A 22,287-nucleotide genomic window follows, 5' to 3' on the forward strand; every position below is an offset into this window, starting at 1 on the left:
TTATTTCGTACCCGCATTTTTATCCATACGACTGAGCATCAATTTTGAAATCACCAGTACAATAAAGGTAATGATAAATAGTAAGAAACCTAAATGTAGTAGCGATGATTGGTGCAAGCCTTCAGACTCTGCAAATTCATTTGCCAATGCCGAAGTGATTGACACCCCTGACTGGAACAAACTTGGACTGACGTTATAAGCGTTACCAATAACAAAGGTGACTGCCATCGTTTCACCCAATGCGCGACCCAATCCCAAAATGATACCGCCCATCACACCGGCTTTGGTATAAGGCAACACCACGTATCGCATCACCTCCCAAGTGGTTGACCCCAAACCATAGGCAGATTCTTTAAGCATCTTTGGCGTAATGGAGAAAACGTCACGCATGACCGATGCAATAAATGGGATAATCATGACGGCCAAAATCAAACTTGCGGTGAACAGACCAATACCCATCGGCGCACCTTGGAATAAACGACCCACATAAGGCACATCACCCAAATGGTCAATCAACCAAGGCTGCACATGTTCTGAAAACCAAGGCGCAAATACGAAAAATCCCCACATACCATAGATAATTGAAGGGATACCCGCTAACAACTCAATGGCAATACCCAAAGGACGTTTTAAAAAATTGGGGCAAAGCTCTGTCAAAAACATGGCAATACCAAAACTTACCGGCACCGCAATCAAAATGGCAATGACAGAAGTCACCAACGTACCATAGATTGGTGCAAGTGCGCCGTATACATCCATCCCTGTATCCCAGTCTTTACTGGTATAAAAGTTAATGCCAAACGCTTTCATACTTGGCAATGCGCCAAGAAATAGTGAGATTAAGATACCACCTAACAACAACAGCACGATAAACGCAAAAAGACGAGTCGCGTTGACAAACAACCAGTCTAATTGTTTTTGCTTTGCGAGTTTTGCGTGTAAATCTGACATAAGAACCCAGCCATCAAAAAAATAATTTTAGTTTACTGTTACTAATTCTATAAATTTAAAAAAAAACGTAGAGCATTAACTTGTTTATTGCTCTACGTATCGTTTGACATGCCTAACCCTGTTAACTGTTAACCATCATCATGAGATTATTTTGCCGCTGACGCAGTTGCTGTGGCAGCCTCTGAGCTAAATAGTGGCTTACCATCAGCCCCTACAACTTTCTTCCACTCTTCACGGAAGATAGCTTTGCTTTCTGCTGAGAACGGTACAAAGTCCAGTGATTTTGCTAGTTCATCACCGCTTGAATACGCCCAATCAAAGAATTTAAGGGTATTTTTGACGTTTTCTGGGTTGGTTGGTTTAGTATGGACTAAGATGAATGTTGCCGCAGAGATTGGCCAGGCATTTGGGTCTGCTTGGTTAGTCAATACAATGTTAAAGCCTGGTGTACCTTTCCAGTCTGCATTACCCGCAGCAGCAAAGCTTTCAGCCGATGGTTGTACAAAGTTGCCCGCCGCATTTTTTAGCTGAGTATGCGACATTTTGTTTTGTTTTGCGTAAGCGTACTCAACATAACCGATTGAGTTTTTGGCACGCGTAACGTTACTTGCCACGCCTTCGTTACCTTTACCACCTGCACCTGTGGCAGCGGTTGGCCATTTAATGGATTTGTCTACACCTGGACCTGCTTTCCATTCTGGTGATACAGCGGCTAAGTAGCTTGCAAAGTTAAAGGTTGTACCTGAACCGTCAGAACGGAAAATCGTGGTGATTGGCGCATCTGGTAGTGTCACGCCTGCGTTTAATGCGGTAATCGCTGGGTCATTCCATTTAGTGATTTTACCCAAGTAGATATTGGCAAGGGTGGCACCATCTAGTTTTAATTGACCGGGTGCAACACCATCGATATTAACAACTGGTACAACACCCCCGATAACGGTTGGGAACTGGATTAAACCGCTTTTATCCAACTCTTCTTTGCTTAAAGGCGCATCCGACGCACCAAAGTCAACGGTATTGGCTTGGATTTGTTTGATACCACCTGATGAACCGATTGATTGGTAGTTCACTTGACCGCCAGTGGCGTTTTTGAACTCACCTGCCCATTTAGCATAGATAGGTTGTGGGAAAGAGGCGCCTGCACCTGTGATGGTAAATACGGCGTTTTTGTCGCTACCTGCCGCGCCTGTAGTCGCAGTGCTTGACGTCGCTGAGGCACCCGCTGCTTTATTGTCTGCTTGCTTGTTGCCACAAGCGGTTAATGCTAAGGTCGATGCTACGACAACACTTAATAATGAATAACGCATGGATAGCTCCTAAAAACATTTTTTGAGTTTACAATGAAAATGCTTGAATAAAATAAATGTCACGAACCGTACAATTTAACTTTCTTTGATTATTTTCACTATGATAGCTCAATGCTGACCAATTTAACTGTCATGATAATAATCATAATTCGGTTTGTATAAAAATTGTGTATATGATTACAAAGAAATGTGACAGTATCATGACAATTTGATGACTGACCGATTGCGCACGTTATAAGTAGACTAGATAAGTGCATTTAACTCGCTTATTGATTGCCAAAGCCTTGAAAAGCTTTGCGACTTTTAGCGGTGCATGGGAAAGAAGCGATTAACCATTTAACTGCTTCTCAACTTAACAGCTTCTTAACTTAACAACTTCTTAACTCTTAACTTAGTAGCTTAAGACTATAAAAACCAATGGCAGTCGCAACCAAAGTTAAAAGCACATGGATGCCAATCAAGGCTAAACCTTGCACTACCTTGCCGGTATTCAACAAAGTAAACACTTCGGCACTAAACGTACTAAAGGTTGTTAGTCCCCCCAAAAACCCTGTGGTGATAAATAGTCGTAAGTTTGGGTGCATCTTTTGGGTGAGTATCAAGGCAAAGCCCATCAACAGCCCACCTAGTACATTGGCAAATAGTGTGCCATAGGGCAGCCAAGGATGTACGCTATTGATTCTGGCTAACCACCAGCGCAGTATTGCCCCAAATCCCGCCCCCAGTCCTATCCATAGCCATGGCATCTTTAAATCCTTGTAGATGGTTATGGGTTAGCTGGATTGACAGCAGGCAGCATTGTCATGTCCCAACGCGGCAAGCAGCTAACCGCTAGCTCATCGTGTTGGCCGGCGTTCAAGCGCTGCCACCCGGCGAAGGCAATCATGGCGCCATTGTCAGTACACAGGGCAGGCGGTGCATAATGCACGGTGGCGTTGATTTTGGCTAATGCCTCAGCTAGCGATTCTCGTAGTTGTTGATTGGCACTCACCCCGCCTGCGATTACTAAGCGTCTCATGCCTGTTTGCTGCAAGGCTTTAACGCATTTTTTCACCAACGTATCGACCATCGCATATTGAAAACTTGCCGCAATATCGGCGCGCGTCTGGGCATGCTCAGGATTATGGCTATCGGTTGGATGGTCTTTAATCAAATTATGCACGGCGGTTTTCATACCACTAAAAGAAAAATCCAATCCTTTGCCCAACATCGGGCGCGGTAATTCATAGGCTAACGGATTGCCTGTTTGCGCCAAGCGGGCAATATTAGGTCCACCAGGATAAGGTAACTCTAGCATTTTAGCGGCTTTATCAAAGCACTCACCTGCGGCATCGTCAATAGATTCACCTAATATTTCATATTGCCCGATGCCTTTGACCGCCACTAACATAGTATGTCCACCCGACACGAGCAACGCGACAAACGGAAAATCGGGCGGATTGGCGCCTAATAGCGGCGCGAGTAAATGTCCTTCCATGTGATGTACACCAATCGCAGGAATATCAAGCGCCATCGCCAAACTGCGCCCAAACAATGCCCCTGTCATCAACGCGCCCACCAGTCCAGGACCTTTGGTAAAGGCAATGGCATCGATATCGGTTTTTTTGAGTTGGCAGTCATCAAGCAGTTGCTGCAACAAGGGCACTAATTTACGGATGTGATCGCGGCTTGCAAGTTCAGGGACTACCCCACCATATGTCGCATGTAGCGCGATTTGACTATATAGCACTTGCCCGACCAAACCTTGATTGGGTTGGTGACGTTGGTCACTATCAAAAATGGCTAATCCCGTTTCATCGCAGGATGTTTCCAGTCCTAGCACACGCATGGTATTTCCTTAAACGATAAATAAACGTCAATATACCGATGGCAAGTTAGTTATTTTTTGCCATCATTGATAATTTTGACAGGAATGGTTAACCCTTTGGCAAAGGGCTCGGCAAAGACATAAGTGTATTGACTCGGGGCAATTTGCTGGGTGGTATGGATGACAAACGCGCTGTTCTTGCCGGCTGTGAGTTCATGTGACACATAGGCAGTCCCCAGCTGGTCGAGCACTTTGGATAAGACTTCATTGACTGCCATACCCACCGTTAAGTTGTAGCGGGAGGTTTCATTATCCACATGATACATCTCGGCATAGGCTTTGACAGGCTCACTATCGAGCGCAAAGGGATATTTAAAGCTAGCCTTATCGACTGGCTTAACGCCCGAATCCACCAATGCCCAGTTGATTTGTTTGGGCGCACCGTTTTGGGCGGCTTGGGGGGATACGGTACTGGCAGCAGCTACACTGGCAACGTGATGTGGACTCTGAATACTAGCTACTGTGGCACTTGCTGTGCTGTTTTGCTGTGGCTTGTTATCACTGGCAGGTTGACAAGCCGAGAGTAACACCCCACCTATCAGCAAACTTGATATCATAACTGCTTGTTTCATTGGCACGCCTCCAATATATCCAAACTCTTTGTCTAGCTTAGCCTAGCTTAGCCCAGCTTAGGCAGTAACGCCCCCATTACTGACGGGCTGATAAGAAAGATGACGATTGATGCGTTTTTCTGCCAATCGAAACATCCCAATCAATAGCCAAGACAATAACAAATAAATGATACCTGAGGCAAAGAACAATTCAAAAACAGTATAAGTTTTTGACATAATCGTCGTTGCCACACCGGTGATATCCATCAAAGTGATGGTCGATGCCAGCGCACTGCCTTTGAGCATAAAAATCACTTCATTGCCATACGCAGGTAGCATGATGCCAAAGGCGCGAGGAAAAATAATTCGGCGCAATTTTTGGCTATACGACATGCCAATGGCATCGGCAGCTTCATTCTCGCCTTTGGGGATGGACTTGATAGCACCGCGGATGATTTCTGCGGTATAAGCTGCCGTATTGAGGGTAAAAGCGATGATAGCGCACCAAAATGGACTCGCTAACACACCCGATTTCCACAGCACAGACTCGGTCACCCATTTAAATTGTGACAAGCCATAATAAATCAAAAAGATTTGCACCAGTAGCGGCGTACCCCGAAAAAAGAAAATATACGCAAACGGCAATGCCTGCACCCAAGGTTTTTTCGACAGCCTAGCCAGTGCTAGCGGCACTGCCAACATAAACCCCAATAAACCCGACAACACCACAAGCTCAATGGTGATAATACTGCCTTGCAGCAGTTTTGGGATACTATCAATAATAATTTGCCAATTCCAGTTCATTGATGAATCCCCTATTTTGCCATGCCGATTTTTTGCAGGCGTTTTGCATAACGCTCTGCTGGGTTATTGACCCATTCTAGCCACATAATCACACCGGTGATGATGACGGTCAGACTCAAGTACAACAAGGCTGCTGCCATATAAAAAGTAAACGGGCTTTGCGTGGAAGTCGCTGCCGTTTTGGCGTGGCGCATGATATCTTCAAGCCCGACCACAGAAACCAACGCAGTATCTTTGAGCAGTACCAAAAACAAATTACCCAGTCCTGGCAGTGCAATACGCCACACTTGTGGCAACGTCACTCGCCAAAGGATTTGAAATTTTTTCATGCCAATCGCTTGCGCTGCTTCAGCTTGACCTTTTGGAATCTCTTGAAATGCCATACGAAAAGTTTCGGTCGCATACGCACCAAATGCCACAGACAGCGCTGTAACCCCCGCCCAGAACGGACTGACATCCACGTATCCCGTATTGCCAAATTGCGATAGAATAAGACCCATCAACATCGAGCCGCCAAAGTAAATAAACATGACTGACAGCAGTTCTGGAATACCACGGATAATCGTGGTGTAAGCGGTGGCGATGGCGTTGAGCACTTTAAATCGTGACATCTTAGCGGTCGCACCCAATAATCCCAAAATCAGCCCAATGACCAAACTAGTCAATGCCAGTTTGATGGTGACCCAAGCGCCGCTTAATAATAGCTGCCCAAAACCTTGTAGATCTAACACAATATTGATACCCTGTCTTTTTAACTCTGTTTGCTGACCTATTACCCAAAAAATGCTTAAAACGCAGTTTTACCGTCACATAGACAAAAGGTGATAATGGATATAACCTTTTGCTTTGTTTTTTGCAGGGTGCAATTTTACGTGATTGCCCTATCAAAAACCATCAAAAAAACAAAAAACTGAGTGACTTTTCACCCAGTTTTTGACTGAACCCAAGCGCTTGGTTGAGTTACTTGCTCGTACTTGCCACAGTCGTCGTGGTCGTTGTACTGCTAGAGACCGTAACGGCCACGTTGCTTGCCGCCGCCGTTGTAGTGGTTGCATTACCAAAATATTGGTTATAGATTTTGTCATACGTGCCATTTGATTTTAACGTGGCAATCGCTTTGTTAAATTCTAAACGCAGTGGGTCGCCTTTACGGACGATGATACCCATTTTGTCATTAACATCAATCTCTTTACCTTTGATTTCAAACCCTTTACCTTCTGGCGTGGTCAGCCAATAAGCGGCCGGGGCTTTATCCGAAATCATCAGATCCGAACGCCCTGCTGCCAAGTCCATAAAAGCATTGTCCAAACCTTCATACAGGTTTAGCTGGGCTTTTGGGTGATTTTTTTCCATCCACTGGGTCGATAGCGTTGAACGCTGCGCCGCAACTGTATGGCTGTCAATTTGGGCAGGGTCATCCGGATTGATAGGACTACCTTGTTTGGTCAAAAATACCAATGTATTGGTAAAATAGGGGTCGGTAAAATCGACCTGCGCTTGACGCTCTGGGGTGATAGACATGGCATCAATTACCACGTCATATTTTTTTGCCATCAAGCCTGGTAATAAACCATCCCAATCTTGTGGCTTGATTTCACAGTTGGCTTTCATTTCTGCACATAAGGCCCGAATAAAATCCACATCAAAACCTGTCAAACTGCCATCCGCTTTGGTGATGCTAAAGGGTTTATAGGTGCCTTCGGTGGCGATGCGAATGGTTTTGCCTGCCATACTGCTCGATGTCTCAGTGCTGCTACTGGCCGTTGTAGAAGCGGCTGTGCTACCCGTTGTTGCCGCCGTTTTTTCTGCAGGTTTTTGACAACCCACTAGCGCTAGACCTGCCACTGCCAAGCTACCCAATAATGAAATATTTGCTTTCACCTGATACTCCTAATTTTTAACGTCTAACACATGACAAAATTTTACTTGTGAGTTGTAAGAAAACGAACACTTAATCAGTTATTTAACGGCTTATTTCGGCAAATCTGCAAAATATTTTTGGCTGATTTTATCGTAAGTACCATTGGCTTTTAGCGCCGCCAGTGCGGTGTTGAATTTGCCAATCAATGGATCATTTTGACGAAGGGCAATGGCAATTTTGTCATCAATATTAATCGGTTGACCTTTGACTTCAAAGCTTTGACCTTTGGCGGTTTTTAACCATGATAAGGCTGGGGCACTGTCAGAAATCATCAAATCCGTACGACCCGATTCTAGGTCAAGATAGGCATTATCTTGGGTGTCATACAGTTTTGGGGTGGCTTTTGGGAAGTTTTTGGCTAAGTACTCAGCTGCGGTCGTTGAACGCTGCGCACCCACTGATTTGCCTGCTAGGTCATCAGCACCTTTGTCTACCCCTTTTTTGCCAATCACAACGAGGTTATTGGTAAAGTATGGGTCGCTAAATGCCACCACTTGGCGACGCTCTGCGGTGTCTGACATCCCCGCCATGATGGCATGGTATTTTTGTGCTTGTAGTCCTGGAATCAGTCCATCCCAATCTTGGGAAATCACTTCACATTTTAGTTTGGCTTCACTACATAACGCATCTGCCAAATCAATCTCAAAGCCGATTAATTTGCCATTGGCATCTTTATAACTAAAGGGGACAAAGCTTGATTCGGTAGCGATACGAATCTGTGGCATATCTGCGTTTGCTGCCGTGGTAGCGTTACTTGCTGCTGCCGTGTCTGCCGGTTTTTCCGCAGGTTTTTGACAGGCAGTTACCCCCATCAAAATGGCTAACGACGATACACCCAAAACCGATAACTGTTTCATAACAACACCTTTTGTCAAAATTTGAGGGTCACCCACATCTATTGTGTAAATTTTAAAACGATCGATACAACGTCAATTAATTACCAAAATGTTGCTTTTGTAATTTTGCCAACTCGCCATTACTTTGTAGTGCATCTAAGGCTTTATCAAATTCTGCTTTTAGTGGATCGCCTTTACGAATGGCCATTGCGATGTTGTCACCATTATCCATCTCACTGCCTACGAGTTGGTAGTTGCTGTTTTGTTTTAGCCATTCGCTAGCGGTTACTTTTTCAGACAGCACTGAATCGATACGACCTGATTTTAGGTCAATGTAGGCGTTGTCATAGTTGTCATACAATTTGATTTCGTTGGTTTTGCTCAGTTTATCTTGAAGGTACTGCGCCATGGTGGTTGAGCGTTGACCGCCAATTTTTAGCCCTGAAATCGCTTGTGGGTTGAATTTGCCACCTTTGGCAGCGACCCAAACCATGGTGTTTTTAAAATAAGGCGTGGTGAAATCCACTTGCGCTGAACGCTCTGGGGTAATTGACATACCCGCGGCAACCGCGTCGTATTTTCTCGCCATCAAGCCTGGCAAAATACCGTCCCAATCTTGCGCTACGATTTCGCAGTCGAGTTTCGCTTGGGCACACAAGGCTTTGGCAACATCCACGTCATAACCACCTAACGTGCCATCGGCATTGGTATAGTTAAATGGTTTGTAGGCGCCTTCAGTGGCAATACGAATTTTTTTGCCTGTGCTGGCACTGGCAGCGGGTTGGCTGGCGGCTGCACCTTCTGTTTTTTCAGCAGGTTTTTGACAGGCGGTTAATCCCATGCTAACTGCACATACCGTTGCCAAGGCGAGTTTTGAGTAGGTTGAATTCAAGGTTGATTGCATGGATGTTCCTTACAAATGAAATTTTTGAGTAAAAAGCGATTTAATATCAGGTTTCGCTTTCAGCGATTTCAATATTTAAAATCAATGCGACTAAAATAAATGCGAGTTTACAATTTAGTTAAAATTAACATAAATTAACATTTTTGCAAGTGAAAAACGTATGCAGCAACAATTAAATCAAATAAATTTTTTCTGATGCCTAAAATTACAAAACCGCCAATCGCATGGCAATTGACGGCTGATAGGTTGATTGGATTATTTTTGATGGCTTGCCATAAAGTCTTTCACCCGCGCTGATTGCGGATTGTCAAATACCTGCTCGGGTGTGCCTATTTCTTCGATACGTCCCTCATGCAAGAACACCACTTGGCTTGATACATCGCGCGCAAAACGCATTTCATGGGTGACAATCAGCATGGTGCGACCTTCTTCAGCAAGCGATTTCATCACCGCTAATACTTCATTGACCAATTCTGGGTCGAGCGCAGAGGTTGGCTCATCAAATAGCAATACTTGGGGCTTCATCGCTAGCGCACGAGCGATGGCAATACGCTGGCGTTGTCCACCCGATAAGTTTTCTGGGTAAGCGTCTTTCTTATCTAGTAGTCCTACGCGTTTTAGTAGCACTTCAGCTTCACTGATGGCTTGGTCTTTGGCGACTTTTAGGACTTGGGTCGGCCCTTCAATGATGTTTTGCAAAATAGTCCGGTGTGGCCATAGGTTAAAGTTTTGGAACACAAAACCCATTTTTGAGCGAAACTGCTCAAGCTGACGCTGGTTGGCGGCAACCAAATCCCCAGATTTATTCGGTCTTAATACCAATGCTTCACTGCCCAAGAAAACCTCCCCTTGCGAGGGGTTTTCAAGCAAATTTATACAGCGTAGCAAGGTGGATTTGCCCGAGCCGCTCGAGCCAAGAATTGAGATGACATCGCCATCATAAGCGGTCAACGATACACCTTTTAGTACTTCAAGCGATCCAAAGTTTTTGTGGATATTGTTAAGTTGCAAGGCTACAGGACGCTGTAAGTTTGGCATAGCATCTGACATGATATTCAATCCAAAATTTGACGATAGGTGAAAAAAAACTGTCTATTTTCGCTTAAAACGCTACTAAAACGCAACTTTTTCTCTTATTTAACTTTATTTCATGGCGCCGGTCTTTAGCACTGGTTTTTAGATTAAGTCATAACCATTAATTTTTATCTGTCAAAACTTTCTAAATTCCATTTTTGGATTGAAGTTGTTATGATGAAGCGATAATTATATTAGGGACTGACTATGCAAACCATGACTGATACCAAACATTATATGCAAACCGTGGGACAGCAAGCGCGCGCTGCTTCAGCGATTTTGGCAAAAGCAGACACCGCGCTCAAAAATAGCGCCCTACTCGCTATCTATGACGCCCTGCAACAAGCCAAATCACAGGTGTTGGCGGCCAATGCCACCGATATGCAAAACGGTCAACAAAAAGGACTGGATGACGCACTACTTGACCGATTAGCGCTCACCGATGCGCGTTTTGAAGGCATGTTACAGGGGCTAAAAGATGTCGCCATGCTACCTGACCCGATTGGCGAGGTCACGGATATGACCTTTCGTCCATCGGGTATTCAGCTAGGTAAAATGCGCGTGCCGCTGGGTGTGGTCGGGATGATTTATGAATCTCGCCCCAATGTGACCATTGAAGCTGCGTCTTTGGCATTAAAATCTGGCAATGCGATTATCTTACGTGGGGGTTCAGAAGCGTTTTATTCTAACCAAGCATTGGCTGCGTGTGTCAAACAAGGTTTACAAGCGGTTGGTTTGCCAGAGGCGGCAGTGCAAGTGGTCGAAACCACCGACCGTGCGGCAGTGGGGGAACTTATCACCATGAATCGCTATGTCGATGTGATTGTGCCGCGGGGTGGTAAAAGCCTAATTGAGCGTATCAGTAATGAAGCGCGCGTCCCTGTCATCAAGCATCTAGATGGTAACTGCCATACCTTTGTCGATCGCGATGCAAACCTGACTATGGCAACCGCTATTTGCGTCAATGCCAAAACTCACCGCTACGGCACTTGTAATACTATGGAAACGCTGCTGATTGATAGCCAAATCGCTGCGCAAGCCTTGCCGCCAATCGCCAGCGCCATTGTCGCTGCAGACAGTGCCATGCAATTACGCGGCTGTCCAAAAACCTTAGCCATCTTGAGCGATACCGCTGAATTAACCGCTCATTTGTCAGCGGCGAGTGAAGCAGATTGGGATACCGAATATTTGGCACCGATTTTGGCGATTAAAGTAGTCGCCGATATCGATGAAGCCATTGCCCATATCAATGCCCATGGCTCACACCATACCGATGCGATTATTACCGAAAACTACTCAAAATCGTTAAAATTCATGCGTGAAGTTGACTCTAGTAGCGTGATGGTCAATGCATCGACCCGCTTTGCCGATGGATTTGAATATGGTTTGGGCGCAGAGATTGGTATCTCTACCGATAAAATCCATGCGCGCGGCCCTGTGGGTCTTGAAGGTTTAACATCGCAAAAATGGATTGTGTTTGGGCATGGGGAAATCAGACAGTGACAGCTAAAACTTTTGGTAATCAAATGAATTGTTTTCACAAACCCACTTTAATTATTGGTATTGACTTCCTCCCCTCCCTAAAGTGAGGGGATTCCTGCTCCCAGACGGTCAAGCCCGACCGCAAGAATGTTCTTACTGGCATTAATATCTCTATCATGCCGTGTGTCACACTTTACACAAGTCCATTCTCTTATTCGCAAACCTGCTCTACCGCTCAAGCTACTGGACATATCGCCACAGCACGAGCAAGTTTGGGTAGTGTATCGTTCATTCACGATTTCAAAACGGCAACCTGCGTTCTCGCATTTATAGGTCAGTTGCCTTTTGAGTTCAAACCAACCTGCATCGTAAACCGACTTGGCTAGTTTGCCTTTTTTACTGTTAAACTGGGTGGTTTTAACGTCACCAACCACGATTAGGGCATTGTCCTTGACTAATTGGGTGGTGAATTTATGTATCAGGTCTTGGCGTGTGTTTTTGATTTTGGCATGGATTGCCTTTACATGCTGTTTGTTTTTGGCACGTTGGGCGGTGGCTAAATCTTTGGCATATTTTAACGTTTGCTTAATGGTGAGTTTGTCACCGCTTGAGGTAGTGGCACTGTCTTTTAAACCTAAATCTATGCCTACACTACCAGTTCCACAAGTGGTTTTAGGGTAGTCTTTAACGATGATACACGCATACCAACGGTTACGGCTGTCTTGCACAATCTCGCAGGTGTTGATTTGGTAAAGCGATAGGTTGTAGCTGTCCCATAGGTCGATGATGAGTTTCTGCCCTTTGGCTAGACTTAGTTGCAGGGTTGATTTTAAGCCCTTTTTGCCTGTTTGGTGAGTGGCAATATGCTTAATAGCCGATTGTTTAAACGGTAGCCAGCCAAGCGATTTACGCTTGGCATTGGGGTTATTGGTTCGCCAGTTGAGTTTAGCCTTTTTGAATTGCTTACGGCTTTTAGCATGGGTTTCATTGATGGCTTGAATGGTTTGAGAGTGCAAGCCCAGTAATTCACCGCTACCTTTGGTGTATTCGTTCAAATCATAAGCTGAAAAGAATTTGCCTGTTTTTTGTAGATGTTTGTAACTCAAGTCATTGACGTAGTTCCATACGAAATTGACTGAACCGCTTAACTTATTAAGCTTTGCTGTATGTTTATCTCGTATGCGTAGCTTGAGTGTTTTCATGGGGTTATTTTAGCAAAATTTATGCAAGTATTATAGCGTGTAAGCATAGTTGCTTAAGTTGCCTTATATCCATTGCCTGAGGTCGGTGGTTTTACGGCAACGGAGGATAAAAACCATTATTTGGCAATCGCTTTATTGGCAATCGCTTTAAATAGACTGATTTGGCTCTTATCCGTCACCGTCAACATCAGTTCGCCTTTGCTATCTTGGGTCAGTTTAAATTGCCCTTGTAGTGTGGATGGCGCAGCGGCATCAAATGCCATGCGCGATTCTGGCAGACACATCATGCGCGTGGAAACGATATTTTTTATCAATACATTGTCATGGGTCAGGCTATAATTGCCCCACATGCGATTACAGGTATTGTCAAAGCTGACACGACCTTTATCAAAGCTGACCAATAGCGGCTTGGCTTGGTTAAATAATTCAGGTTTAGTGGGTTTACCCGACAAATCAGTCACCGAGACCAATTGCCAGCGATAATTTTGCAACGTGGCATCGGCTAACGGTAAGGTGACCGCTTGGGTCGGGTTCACGATCCCTAACTTACTATCCGCTATGGTTTGACAGCCTGTCATTGCCAGCGTTCCTGCTATCAAGCAACTTAGCGCTAGTGAGTAGATTTTGGCACATCTTTTCATCATGATTTCCTTTTGTTTAAAATTATTGTGTAAAAAATTATTGCAACCATTATATAAAATACCCTTAAAACTTTATTGCTCAGCATGACGATTATTGTTATTCGATTGTATTACTAGATTTGACGGACGCTTCATTTGCTTAAATGGGTTTTTGCAAAAACTCTAAAAATACCTCATCGCGTTTGGGGTCGCCATTGTTGCCGTCTCTAGGAAATGCCATCCTCTCCCCTGTCAGTAGATAACCGCGGCGCTGATAATAACTTAACAGCTCTGGTCGATGACTTAAAATCGACATGGACAAATGGGTTAAAGGTAAATGGGTTAAGTTTTTGGCGTGGGCGTGTCTGATAGCAAACGTTTCTACCGCAGACAACATCGTATCGCCAATGCCTCTACCTTGCACAGCAGGATGAACCGCAAAAGTGCCAATATACGCCGCTGGCTGATGGTTAATGGGTGAGAAATCCACAGAAATACACCCGAGCAAATCATCGCTATCGTGCGGATTTTCAAACACGAATAGATAAACGTTGGGGTTGTCTATCAAGGCTGTCATTTCCTCGGCAGTGGTACGAATCCCACCAATTAAAGCCGCTTCATTGGTCCAGCCTTCATCTGAGCGGTAACAGCGATTGAGCAAAGTTACCAAATTTTCGACGTCTGGTTGCCTGGCAACGCGTAATTGCACGGCGTTTTTATCGATATCGCTATCAGGGTCTTTCATGTTTTTTCTCTTTTTATACTCACATTCGCTAAACATAGGATGCGTTAAAAATTTTGCCAAGTCAGCTGACCGATTTTGCCACCCAATGCACCTAAATTAACCAACATACCTAACTTAGCAAGCACTACTTTATTGTCTATTACTTTGGCATTCAAGCCGTATTTGACGTCATTGTTGTTGCCTTCATATTTTTAACCTATTAGCATAAGACAATAAAGCATGGCTATAATTAAGCGCTGCTGTAATCGAGATGGTTTATCAATCATCCGTTTGTTAAAATAAACCTTTTACAAGTAACCCTAGCATGCCAAAACTGCCTTCACCCTATACCCCTGCGATTGAGTCCGCTATTTATAAACAACAACCCACTGATTTTATTGTCCATGAAAAACTAGGCATTGAATGCAGCCATACAGGCGAACATCTTTGGCTTCATATTCAAAAGACCCGAATGAATACCAATTTTGTGGCAAAGTTGCTGTCACAATGGGCAGGCATCCCACTCAAGGATGTGGGATATTCGGGTCTCAAAGATCGTCATGCGCTGACGACGCAATGGTTTAGTCTTCGCTTGCCAGAAAAAATTACCCCTGAACAAAACTTTCAGCAATTTGTCCAGACCAAATTAGCTAGCGATGAAACCCTAGAAATACTGGCACAGCATTGGCATCATAAAAAACTGGGTCGCGGTACTCATGAGGCCAATCAGTTTATCATCACCCTACGCAACGTAGTGGGCGAGAAAGCTGCCATCGAGCAACAACTTGCGACCATCAAAACCCAAGGCGTTCCCAATTATTTTGGCGAGCAGCGCTTTGGGCAAGATGCCAATAATATTGATGCCGCTATCGAACTATTTACCCATCATACAATTAGGGGTAAAAAAATTCATCGCAAATTTGACCAAGATAAAATCAGTCTGTATCTGTCGGCAGCGCGTAGTGAATTATTCAATGCCATCTTGGCAAAACGTATCGCGTTGGGCATCTGGAACCAACCGCTTGATGGTGATGTGATGAATTTGGCGGGTTCAAACAGTATTTTTGTGGCACAGCATATAGATGAGACTATAATATCAAGGCTACAAAGTGGCGATATCCATTTGACTGCACCCATGTGGGGCGCGGGTGAGTTAAAAAGCAGTGGTAAGGTTAACGCATTAGAACTATCAGTCATCACTGACAATCCCATTTATCAGCAGCTAAGTCAAGGTCTGATTGAGTTTGGTTTAAAGCAGCAGCGCCGCTCCCTGCGTATGCTGCCCAGTAACTTACAATGGGTTTGGCAAGACGGTGAGACATTGGTGTTAGATTTTGAATTACCGGCAGGCAGTTTTGCAACGACGATGATTGATACGCTTGTTGCAAGCTCGCTACTCACGACTACGTCATGAAAGCCCAGTTAAAGGCTGGGTTATAAAGGCTAAGTTATGAATGCTGATTGATTGGCGTCATCAATAAATAACATTGACCTTTGACCACACAGTTGCGACCATTGGCTTTGGCTTGCTGCATTGCCAAATCGGAGAATTTGATAATGCGCTCAAGGGCAGGTGGCAGTGCAGGCATGGTTGGTAAACTATGCATATACTCGCGCATATATTCGATAAAACTGCGATTATCAATCGCACGCTCGCTATCTCTCCCATGATTTTGATAAAGGCTGGATATACCTAAGCTTGCGGTAAATTGAATTTCTGTATCAAAGATGCCATATCTCACCACTTGCTTTTCAAAAGCCTGGCGCAGCTGCTCTGCCATATCGTAGGCTTGCTCAATCCCCATATTAGGCAAGATGATGCAAAATTCTTCCCCACCCACGCGTCCAAACATCGTCCCTGTCGGTAAGAAGTTTTTTAAGGTATTCGCGGTACAAATCAACGTCGCATCACCCGCATCATGACCATATTTATCATTGATATGTTTAAATTTGTCCAAATCAATATAAATCACACTAAGCGTATTCCAATCGCTTTTACGTTGCCATAAATAACTCAAAAAACTATAAATGGTACGCCGATTGGCAATATTGGTGAGCGCATCAGCTTCTAGCAAATCATAAATCTTGCGGCGCTGAAAGTTCATGACTTTCATGCCCTGTAAAATACAATACAGCGTGACTGTTGCCTTGGCGGTTACCAAAAAGCTAAAAGACAATCCCCAAAGCCAATGACTACGCGCTGCTAAACTTGGATACAACCTAGGCAGCAATTGCCACCAATTCATGCTATTACTCATATTAAAAATAAATAACGCAACAATACAACTGACAAACGACACCCAGACCAGTCGCCATCTTAATAGCACCATCCCAAGACCGGTGGAACTAATCAGCATTACACCTTCAAGCGCACTGTTGTTGCCAATCCAGACAATAAAAAGATTTTCATAAATCAAATAGATGATTACAAAAAAGATTTGGTACTCTCGCCAAAGTCTTGACTGTTCAGGAATGCGAGTGATGACCCATAGTGAATACCCGCAAAACAACACCATCGCCAGTCCCAAATAGGTGATATTTATCATCAAGCCGCGATTAAAAATTTGATTGAACGTCTGAGCAAAAGGAAAGATATCTAGGGGCGATGTGATGACAAGAACTGTCGCATACCAAATTAAATGAAAAAATGTCTCAACCAACGCCAATATAATAAACAGCATGAATTTATTGGTATCGTTGACTCTTGGCGAATTGATATATACCGAAGGTTTAAAGCTAAAAAATTTTAGCGTTTGTTGCAATTGTTCTTTAAAGCTTGGCAAGGCGGTTTGGGTCATAGGATTATTGCAAAATCAATAAATCTATTAAAAAAGGGCGTTACGCATTAAACAAATCAACAGCGATGTCAGTCATTGATTAGTTTTAGTCGTTTGCATTTAACTTACCCTAAAGATTATATAAGGTATTGTTGCTTCATTCTAATACTTTATTAATAACCAATGGGTAAATGTTTAATTTTTTTTAATGAGGCTTGACTTATCTATTTTTATCAAAATTTCCTCGACCAAATAAAAAAGGCAAGCCTAAGCTTACCTTGATCAACATTTTACAGAGTTTTAACTTTATTGGTTTTTTCAACAATATTTTTTAATAGTAACGTTCTTGATTACACTCAAGCGTCCAATACACGGCGCGCTGTCACGAATTTGTTTGCCCAATAGCCAGAATCTAAACTTGTAATAGAAATACTTTTGCCGGTTGATGGTGAATGAATAAAACGACCTTCACCGATGTACATGCCCACATGAGAGATACGACCACCACCTTGAGAGAAAAACACCATATCGCCTGGTTTTAACTCACTACGGTTAATACGTTCACCAACTTGCGCCATGCTGCCTGAGGTGCGTGGCAGATTGATGTTGGCGGTTTGTTTATAAACATATTGCATAAAGCCGCTACAATCAAAACCACTGGCTGGGCTGGTGCCACCCCAACGGTAAGGTAAGCCGATAAAGTTTTTGGCTTTTGCAATGAGGCTATCTACTTTTGAGCCACCTTCTGGATTTTGAGAAACGCTTGAGTTAAAGCTACCGAAATATTCTGTGATACCATTGTCGGCATTGGCAGCGGTTGGGGCTACGCTTAACAAGACACAAGGTAGAGCGGTTAATAAAGTTTTTTGAAGAAAGTTCATAGGGCTTTAATCCGTTCAGAACTTTTATCCGTATATGGGCTATATCAAAATTGATTGCTAGAAGCTAAAAAGTTGATATACGGATAAAAATTACATAACTATTGTACTGGTTACATTCTGTAAAACAACGCCATCATACCAATAAAGTTTTTCGAATGTAGATATCTTTTATCCAGAAAATGTTAAAAAATATTACAATGTAAGCTAATTTGCTTACAGAAAGCCTATAGAAAGTATACAGCAATAATTCGGTAAGAAAATCGTTGATTTAACACAACATTGGGTTAAATCAACGCCTATTACTCTGTATTTATTTTGGTGTAATGTAAAAAAAGCAGGGTCAATATGTAACAGACCCTGCTTCATTGTTGAGTAAAAAATGATAAAAATCGTTAAATTGCTGTCTTTTTACCCCATCATTCGCACTAATCTCTCGCCCCAAAAATGGCGGTGCCAATACGAACGATGGTAGCGCCCGCGGCAATGGCTTGTTCAATATCGCCGCTCATGCCCATTGACAAAGTATCCCACTGCTCAGGATGCGCATGATAGCGCTTGTTTTGCTCAAATAATTGCTGGGTTTTGACAAAGGCAGCGGCTGAATTTTTGGCAGGGATAATCATCAGTCCGCGTAATTGCAAGTTGGGTAATTGGCTAATCTCTGTCACCAATTCGGGTAACTGGTTTGGCTGGCAGCCTGATTTACTGGCTTCATCGTCAATATTGACTTCGATACAGATATTGAGTGGCGGAAGGTGTTCACCCCTTTGCCCATTGAGACGCTGGGCAATAATTAAGCGATCGACCCCATGCACCCAATCAAAATGCGCCGCCAACTCTTTGGTCTTGTTACGCTGGATATGACCGATATAATGCCACACCAATGGCTGCTCGTTGGCAGTAACGTCTTTGAGTGCTGCGATTTTTGTCACCGCTTCTTGCACATAGTTTTCACCAAAATCTTGCTGACCTTGCTGCGCTAAGGTGCGAATCATCCAGTTGGGTTTGGTTTTGGATACCGCAAGCAGTTTGACAGTTGGATTGAGCCTAGCAACGTCAGTTTTCACCTGTTGCCAACGCGCTATCAAGGCTTGGTTTTCAGCATCTGTTGCGCTTGTCGCCAATGGCTGCTGTGCGTCGAATGTTTGCATGGTTAACTTTTCCTGTTGATAGTGGACTGGCTTGATGGCTACCGGGTTAAGGTAACGTTTTTTTTGCACTTGTGTGCCCAATTTTCCAATTGAGTTTAACATAAGCTAAAATCAACAAAAAACTATGATGCCTAGTCAGTTTTTTCTGTTTTTTTTGTGGACGGATGATTATAGTATAACTATCTTTTTTTCCCGCAGCTTTTTTCTATTGCTGCTTTTGTATTTTCATTACCCACCTGTAGGATTCGCTATCATGGCAAAGGAATTATCGATTGACGATTTGTTGCGTTTTGCATTCAAAAATAAAGCCTCTGACTTACACATTTCAGCAGGCTTACCGCCGATGATTCGGGTAGATGGTGAAATTACCAAAATCAACATGCCACCGCTCGATCACCAAAAAGTGCATAGTTTGATTTATGACATCATGAACGACAAACAACGTGCCGATTATGAAGAGTTTTTTGAAACCGATTTTTCGTTTGAAATCCCCAATGTGGCGCGCTTTCGTGTCAATGCCTTTAACCAAAACCGGGGCGCAGGTGCGGTATTTCGTACCATTCCATCTGAGGTCTTGACGATGGAACAGCTTGGTATGGGACCGATTTTTGAGAAAATCTCTAACTACAAACGCGGCGTGGTACTGGTCACAGGTCCAACAGGTTCGGGTAAGTCAACAACTCTTGCGGCGATGATTAACTATATCAATGAAACCCGTAAAGAACATATCTTAACCATCGAAGACCCGATTGAATTTGTGCATCAATCAAAAAAATCCCTCATCAACCAACGTGAAGTCCACCGTGATACTTTAAGCTTTGACGCCGCGCTGCGCTCTGCCTTACGTGAAGACCCTGATGTTATTCTTGTCGGTGAGATGCGTGACCTTGAGACCATCCGCTTGGCATTGACGGCTGCTGAAACAGGACACTTGGTATTTGGGACATTGCATACCTCATCTGCTGCCAAAACCATTGACCGTGTGGTCGACGTGTTCCCCGCCGCCGAAAAAGACATGATTCGAGCGATGTTATCTGAGTCGCTGCAAGCGGTTATCTCGCAGTCGCTACTCAAACGCCAAACGGGTGGGCGTGTCGCCGCACATGAAATTATGATTGGTACGCCTGCGATTCGTAACTTGATTCGTGAAAACAAAGTCGCCCAAATGTACTCTGCCATCCAAACCAGTGCAGGCGATGGTATGACCACACTCGATCAAAGCCTTCGCGAGTTGGTCAATAAGGGCGTGATTAGCAAAGAATCGGCGCGCCAATATGCCAAACAACCTGAAAATTTTATGTGATAACTGTTTGATAGAAACAATCTTATAAAACCAATGCGAGAGACGCGTTATGGATCTTGATAAATTACTGCAGCTAATGATACAAAAAAACGGCTCCGACCTTTTTATCACCGCCGATGCGCCCATATCAATGAAAGTCAATGGTACTATCGCGCCAGTCACCAAGTCAGCGCTGACCCCCGAGCAATCAATGACGCTGGTCAAAAGCGTGATGACGCCTGCTCAAAGCAAAGAGTTTGACGACACCCTAGAATGCCAGTTTGCCATTGTTGACAAAAACCAAACCGCACGCTTTCGTGTTTCTGCCTTTGTCCAAAAAGACTGTGCGGGCATGGTGCTACGTAAAATTGAAACCAAAATCCCAACGGTAGAGCAACTCAATCTACCACCGATTTTGAATGAAATTGCCATGAAAAAACGCGGCATCGTGCTACTAGTCGGCGCGACAGGTACAGGTAAATCTACCACACTGGCAGCTATGATGGGGTATCGCAACGAGAATTCGCGCGGTCATATCATTACTATCGAAGACCCGATTGAATACCTGCATGAACATAAAGGCTGTATCATCACCCAACGCGAAGTTGGCATTGATACCAAGTCATTTGAAGCAGGATTAAAAAACGCCCTACGTCAAGCACCTGATGTGATTTTGATTGGCGAGATTCGTACCCGCGAAACCATGGATTATGCCATTCAATATGCTGAAACAGGACACTTGGTGTTTGCCACCCTACACGCCACCAATGCCAACCAAGCGCTTGAGCGTATTATTCACTTCTTTGAAGCAAAACATCACGAGCAGATTTTGATGGATTTATCATTGAACCTTCGAGCCATTGTGGCGCAGCAATTGATTGCTACCCCTGATGGCAAAGGTCGCCGCCCTGCGATTGAAATTTTGCTCAATTCGCAACTGATTGGTGATTACATCCGTAAAGGGGAAATCCACGAAATTAAGCCCGTGATGAAACGCTCTCGTGAACTCGGTATGCAAACCTTTGACCAAGCGTTGTTTGATTTGTATGAAAATGGCGAAATCACTTACCGCGATGCCATCAAACACGCTGACTCACCCAATGATTTACGCCTACTTATTAAGCTGGAAAGTAAATCAGCCAATAAAATTGATGAAAATGAACTAAATTTCTCCCTGCAATGTGACGATAATAGCGCAGCAAATGAAAACGGAATGTTCTAACAACAGGCTATCGTCCAATAATCATAGTAACTATGTAACACAAAAAAGGCTCATATTGAGCCTTTTTTTATGGCATTAAAGATCTAAATTAAGGTGCCGTACAATATTGAGGATTTGAGTTATACTGTGGGCTCAGTGCAGTAAAATTATCATCATTTGCTAACCATTGATCTATTGGCTTATAGGTCACGTTACATTGCGCGTCAACGACTAGGTCAAATCCGTACCAAAATAGATTGTTACTATCAGCAAGCGTTGGATAAATAATACGTTTTTGTAACTTAGCACCTTCTAATTCAACCCGTACAGGTGATTGCTTCATGTTAGTCGGGATTAACGTGCTTGAATAATTATGCAATCCATAACGATAAGTACCTACTTGCAGGCGACGGACAGTCACCACTTCAGGACCAAAGCTTGTAGTGTCATCTACATCAAGATTGGCAAAAGGCTCACTTGTTAAGCTGCCATCATTGATGTAATAAATGTGCGAACCATTTGGTGTGATCAAGTGCGAATCGACATCTTCTGGATATTGACCCCAAGTCAATCGCATGGTCAGTGAATTGTTTTGTGAACTTACGATAAGACATTGTGACATAGTTTGCGCACTCGCAGTCGTCACGATTTTTTGGGCATTTGAAGTTTTGTTACCACTTTGTGCCAACACATACAGATTATACCAAACCCAATAATTAAAGCACTGCCCAATGACGAGCAGTGAGCGACTT

22 protein-coding genes are annotated in these 22,287 nt (G+C 43.8%); 4 read left to right on the top strand and 18 right to left on the bottom strand.

The features are described from left to right. From pstC to RT084_RS08145, 11 genes are all read right to left on the bottom strand, one after another. A complete protein-coding gene (pstC, locus tag RT084_RS08095) occupies positions 1 to 951 on the bottom strand; it encodes a phosphate ABC transporter permease subunit PstC (protein ID WP_144918103.1) in 951 nt (316 codons plus the stop codon). A 146-nt stretch (positions 952 to 1,097) separates the two neighbouring features. Continuing rightward, positions 1,098 to 2,258, bottom strand: coding sequence for a phosphate ABC transporter substrate-binding protein PstS (pstS, locus tag RT084_RS08100; protein WP_312385980.1), 1,161 nt, complete (start codon positions 2,256 to 2,258; stop codon positions 1,098 to 1,100). 386 nt (positions 2,259 to 2,644) lie between these two features. Further along, positions 2,645 to 3,004, bottom strand: coding sequence for a fluoride efflux transporter CrcB (gene crcB, locus RT084_RS08105; RefSeq protein ID WP_201665909.1), 360 nt, complete (start codon positions 3,002 to 3,004; stop codon positions 2,645 to 2,647). A gap of 20 nt (positions 3,005 to 3,024) precedes the next feature. Next, on the bottom strand, positions 3,025 to 4,086 hold the full coding sequence (gene tsaD, locus RT084_RS08110; protein WP_138018613.1) for a tRNA (adenosine(37)-N6)-threonylcarbamoyltransferase complex transferase subunit TsaD: 1,062 nt from the start codon (positions 4,084 to 4,086) through the stop codon (positions 3,025 to 3,027). 50 nt (positions 4,087 to 4,136) lie between these two features. Then, positions 4,137 to 4,697: a hypothetical protein gene (locus tag RT084_RS08115; protein ID WP_282841318.1), complete on the bottom strand. Its 561-nt coding sequence runs from the start codon at positions 4,695 to 4,697 to the stop codon at positions 4,137 to 4,139. A 57-nt stretch (positions 4,698 to 4,754) separates the two neighbouring features. Beyond that, positions 4,755 to 5,480, bottom strand: a complete 726-nt coding sequence (locus RT084_RS08120) for an ABC transporter permease (RefSeq protein ID WP_007117179.1) — start codon at positions 5,478 to 5,480, stop codon at positions 4,755 to 4,757. An 11-nt stretch (positions 5,481 to 5,491) separates the two neighbouring features. Next, positions 5,492 to 6,211, bottom strand: a complete 720-nt coding sequence (locus tag RT084_RS08125; RefSeq protein ID WP_007117180.1) for an ABC transporter permease — start codon at positions 6,209 to 6,211, stop codon at positions 5,492 to 5,494. Positions 6,212 to 6,440: 229 nt separating this feature from the next. Then, the gene (locus tag RT084_RS08130) at positions 6,441 to 7,361 is read right to left on the bottom strand and encodes a transporter substrate-binding domain-containing protein (RefSeq protein ID WP_312385983.1); all 921 of its coding nucleotides are present in this window, start codon (positions 7,359 to 7,361) and stop codon (positions 6,441 to 6,443) included. A 90-nt stretch (positions 7,362 to 7,451) separates the two neighbouring features. After that, positions 7,452 to 8,258: an ABC transporter substrate-binding protein gene (locus RT084_RS08135; RefSeq protein WP_138018610.1), complete on the bottom strand. Its 807-nt coding sequence runs from the start codon at positions 8,256 to 8,258 to the stop codon at positions 7,452 to 7,454. A 76-nt stretch (positions 8,259 to 8,334) separates the two neighbouring features. Then, positions 8,335 to 9,141, bottom strand: a complete 807-nt coding sequence (locus tag RT084_RS08140) for a transporter substrate-binding domain-containing protein (protein ID WP_239742979.1) — start codon at positions 9,139 to 9,141, stop codon at positions 8,335 to 8,337. 255 nt (positions 9,142 to 9,396) lie between these two features. Further along, positions 9,397 to 10,191: an ABC transporter ATP-binding protein gene (locus RT084_RS08145; RefSeq protein WP_282849930.1), complete on the bottom strand. Its 795-nt coding sequence runs from the start codon at positions 10,189 to 10,191 to the stop codon at positions 9,397 to 9,399. A 231-nt stretch (positions 10,192 to 10,422) separates the two neighbouring features. Here RT084_RS08145 and RT084_RS08150 point away from each other — a divergent pair, with 231 nt between their 5' ends. After that, on the top strand, positions 10,423 to 11,718 hold the full coding sequence (locus tag RT084_RS08150) for a glutamate-5-semialdehyde dehydrogenase (RefSeq protein WP_409418442.1): 1,296 nt from the start codon (positions 10,423 to 10,425) through the stop codon (positions 11,716 to 11,718). A gap of 77 nt (positions 11,719 to 11,795) precedes the next feature. On the opposite strand, the gene RT084_RS08155 is transcribed toward RT084_RS08150, so the two are convergent. The 3 genes from RT084_RS08155 to RT084_RS08165 all read right to left on the bottom strand — a co-directional run bounded on the left by RT084_RS08155 (position 11,796) and on the right by RT084_RS08165 (position 14,264). Further along, the gene (locus RT084_RS08155) at positions 11,796 to 12,899 is read right to left on the bottom strand and encodes an RNA-guided endonuclease InsQ/TnpB family protein (protein WP_095355910.1); all 1,104 of its coding nucleotides are present in this window, start codon (positions 12,897 to 12,899) and stop codon (positions 11,796 to 11,798) included. Between the two features lie 116 nt (positions 12,900 to 13,015). Then, positions 13,016 to 13,543 (bottom strand): META domain-containing protein, encoded by a 528-nt coding sequence (locus RT084_RS08160; protein ID WP_227522648.1) that lies wholly within the window; start codon positions 13,541 to 13,543, stop codon positions 13,016 to 13,018. Between the two features lie 136 nt (positions 13,544 to 13,679). Continuing rightward, complete coding sequence (locus RT084_RS08165) at positions 13,680 to 14,264, bottom strand: GNAT family N-acetyltransferase (protein ID WP_312385984.1); 585 nt, start codon at positions 14,262 to 14,264, stop codon at positions 13,680 to 13,682. A 304-nt stretch (positions 14,265 to 14,568) separates the two neighbouring features. Between RT084_RS08165 and truD the strand changes: the two genes are divergently transcribed. Beyond that, positions 14,569 to 15,657, top strand: coding sequence for a tRNA pseudouridine(13) synthase TruD (gene truD / locus RT084_RS08170; protein ID WP_312385986.1), 1,089 nt, complete (start codon positions 14,569 to 14,571; stop codon positions 15,655 to 15,657). Positions 15,658 to 15,691: 34 nt separating this feature from the next. Here the strand turns inward: truD and RT084_RS08175 are convergent, their stop codons facing one another. From RT084_RS08175 to RT084_RS08185, 3 genes are all read right to left on the bottom strand, one after another. Further along, complete coding sequence (locus RT084_RS08175) at positions 15,692 to 17,041, bottom strand: GGDEF domain-containing protein (RefSeq protein ID WP_312385988.1); 1,350 nt, start codon at positions 17,039 to 17,041, stop codon at positions 15,692 to 15,694. Between the two features lie 335 nt (positions 17,042 to 17,376). Further along, entirely contained in the window at positions 17,377 to 17,901 is a 525-nt protein-coding gene (locus tag RT084_RS08180) for a C40 family peptidase (RefSeq protein WP_096489252.1), read from the bottom strand. A 425-nt stretch (positions 17,902 to 18,326) separates the two neighbouring features. Continuing rightward, positions 18,327 to 19,052 carry a YggS family pyridoxal phosphate-dependent enzyme gene (locus tag RT084_RS08185; protein ID WP_312385989.1) on the bottom strand — a complete coding sequence of 242 codons (726 nt, stop codon included), beginning with the start codon at positions 19,050 to 19,052 and terminating at the stop codon, positions 18,327 to 18,329. A gap of 253 nt (positions 19,053 to 19,305) precedes the next feature. Between RT084_RS08185 and RT084_RS08190 the strand changes: the two genes are divergently transcribed. Together RT084_RS08190 and RT084_RS08195 are read left to right on the top strand one after the other, a co-directional pair. Further along, positions 19,306 to 20,355 carry a type IV pilus twitching motility protein PilT gene (locus tag RT084_RS08190; RefSeq protein ID WP_219299044.1) on the top strand — a complete coding sequence of 350 codons (1,050 nt, stop codon included), beginning with the start codon at positions 19,306 to 19,308 and terminating at the stop codon, positions 20,353 to 20,355. Between the two features lie 49 nt (positions 20,356 to 20,404). Continuing rightward, positions 20,405 to 21,556: a PilT/PilU family type 4a pilus ATPase gene (locus RT084_RS08195; protein ID WP_312385990.1), complete on the top strand. Its 1,152-nt coding sequence runs from the start codon at positions 20,405 to 20,407 to the stop codon at positions 21,554 to 21,556. 88 nt (positions 21,557 to 21,644) lie between these two features. Here RT084_RS08195 and RT084_RS08200 read toward each other — a convergent pair. Further along, the coding region (locus RT084_RS08200; RefSeq protein WP_409418443.1) for a YfaP family protein at positions 21,645 to 22,287 on the bottom strand (643 nt) is incomplete at its 5' end.

Source organism: Moraxella sp. CTOTU48717, from assembly GCF_032057165.1.
In the GTDB taxonomy this organism is placed as follows: domain Bacteria; phylum Pseudomonadota; class Gammaproteobacteria; order Pseudomonadales; family Moraxellaceae; genus Faucicola; species Faucicola tetraodonis.

Excerpts from the sequence above, each read along its gene's own strand:
- pstC (WP_144918103.1), bottom strand. The coding sequence starts at position 951 with ATGTCAGATTTACACGCAAAACTCGCAAAGCAAAAACAATTAGACTGG.
- pstS (WP_312385980.1), bottom strand. The coding sequence starts at position 2,258 with ATGCGTTATTCATTATTAAGTGTTGTCGTAGCATCGACCTTAGCATTA.
- crcB (WP_201665909.1), bottom strand. The coding sequence starts at position 3,004 with ATGCCATGGCTATGGATAGGACTGGGGGCGGGATTTGGGGCAATACTG.
- tsaD (WP_138018613.1), bottom strand. The coding sequence starts at position 4,086 with ATGCGTGTGCTAGGACTGGAAACATCCTGCGATGAAACGGGATTAGCC.
- RT084_RS08115 (WP_282841318.1), bottom strand. The coding sequence starts at position 4,697 with ATGAAACAAGCAGTTATGATATCAAGTTTGCTGATAGGTGGGGTGTTA.
- RT084_RS08120 (WP_007117179.1), bottom strand. The coding sequence starts at position 5,480 with ATGAACTGGAATTGGCAAATTATTATTGATAGTATCCCAAAACTGCTG.
- RT084_RS08135 (WP_138018610.1), bottom strand. The coding sequence starts at position 8,258 with ATGAAACAGTTATCGGTTTTGGGTGTATCGTCGTTAGCCATTTTGATG.
- RT084_RS08140 (WP_239742979.1), bottom strand. The coding sequence starts at position 9,141 with ATGCAATCAACCTTGAATTCAACCTACTCAAAACTCGCCTTGGCAACG.
- RT084_RS08145 (WP_282849930.1), bottom strand. The coding sequence starts at position 10,191 with ATGTCAGATGCTATGCCAAACTTACAGCGTCCTGTAGCCTTGCAACTT.
- RT084_RS08150 (WP_409418442.1), top strand. The coding sequence starts at position 10,423 with ATGCAAACCATGACTGATACCAAACATTATATGCAAACCGTGGGACAG.
- RT084_RS08155 (WP_095355910.1), bottom strand. The coding sequence starts at position 12,899 with ATGAAAACACTCAAGCTACGCATACGAGATAAACATACAGCAAAGCTT.
- RT084_RS08160 (WP_227522648.1), bottom strand. The coding sequence starts at position 13,543 with ATGATGAAAAGATGTGCCAAAATCTACTCACTAGCGCTAAGTTGCTTG.
- RT084_RS08165 (WP_312385984.1), bottom strand. The coding sequence starts at position 14,264 with ATGAAAGACCCTGATAGCGATATCGATAAAAACGCCGTGCAATTACGC.
- truD (WP_312385986.1), top strand. The coding sequence starts at position 14,569 with ATGCCAAAACTGCCTTCACCCTATACCCCTGCGATTGAGTCCGCTATT.
- RT084_RS08175 (WP_312385988.1), bottom strand. The coding sequence starts at position 17,041 with ATGACCCAAACCGCCTTGCCAAGCTTTAAAGAACAATTGCAACAAACG.
- RT084_RS08180 (WP_096489252.1), bottom strand. The coding sequence starts at position 17,901 with ATGAACTTTCTTCAAAAAACTTTATTAACCGCTCTACCTTGTGTCTTG.
- RT084_RS08185 (WP_312385989.1), bottom strand. The coding sequence starts at position 19,052 with ATGCAAACATTCGACGCACAGCAGCCATTGGCGACAAGCGCAACAGAT.
- RT084_RS08190 (WP_219299044.1), top strand. The coding sequence starts at position 19,306 with ATGGCAAAGGAATTATCGATTGACGATTTGTTGCGTTTTGCATTCAAA.
- RT084_RS08195 (WP_312385990.1), top strand. The coding sequence starts at position 20,405 with ATGGATCTTGATAAATTACTGCAGCTAATGATACAAAAAAACGGCTCC.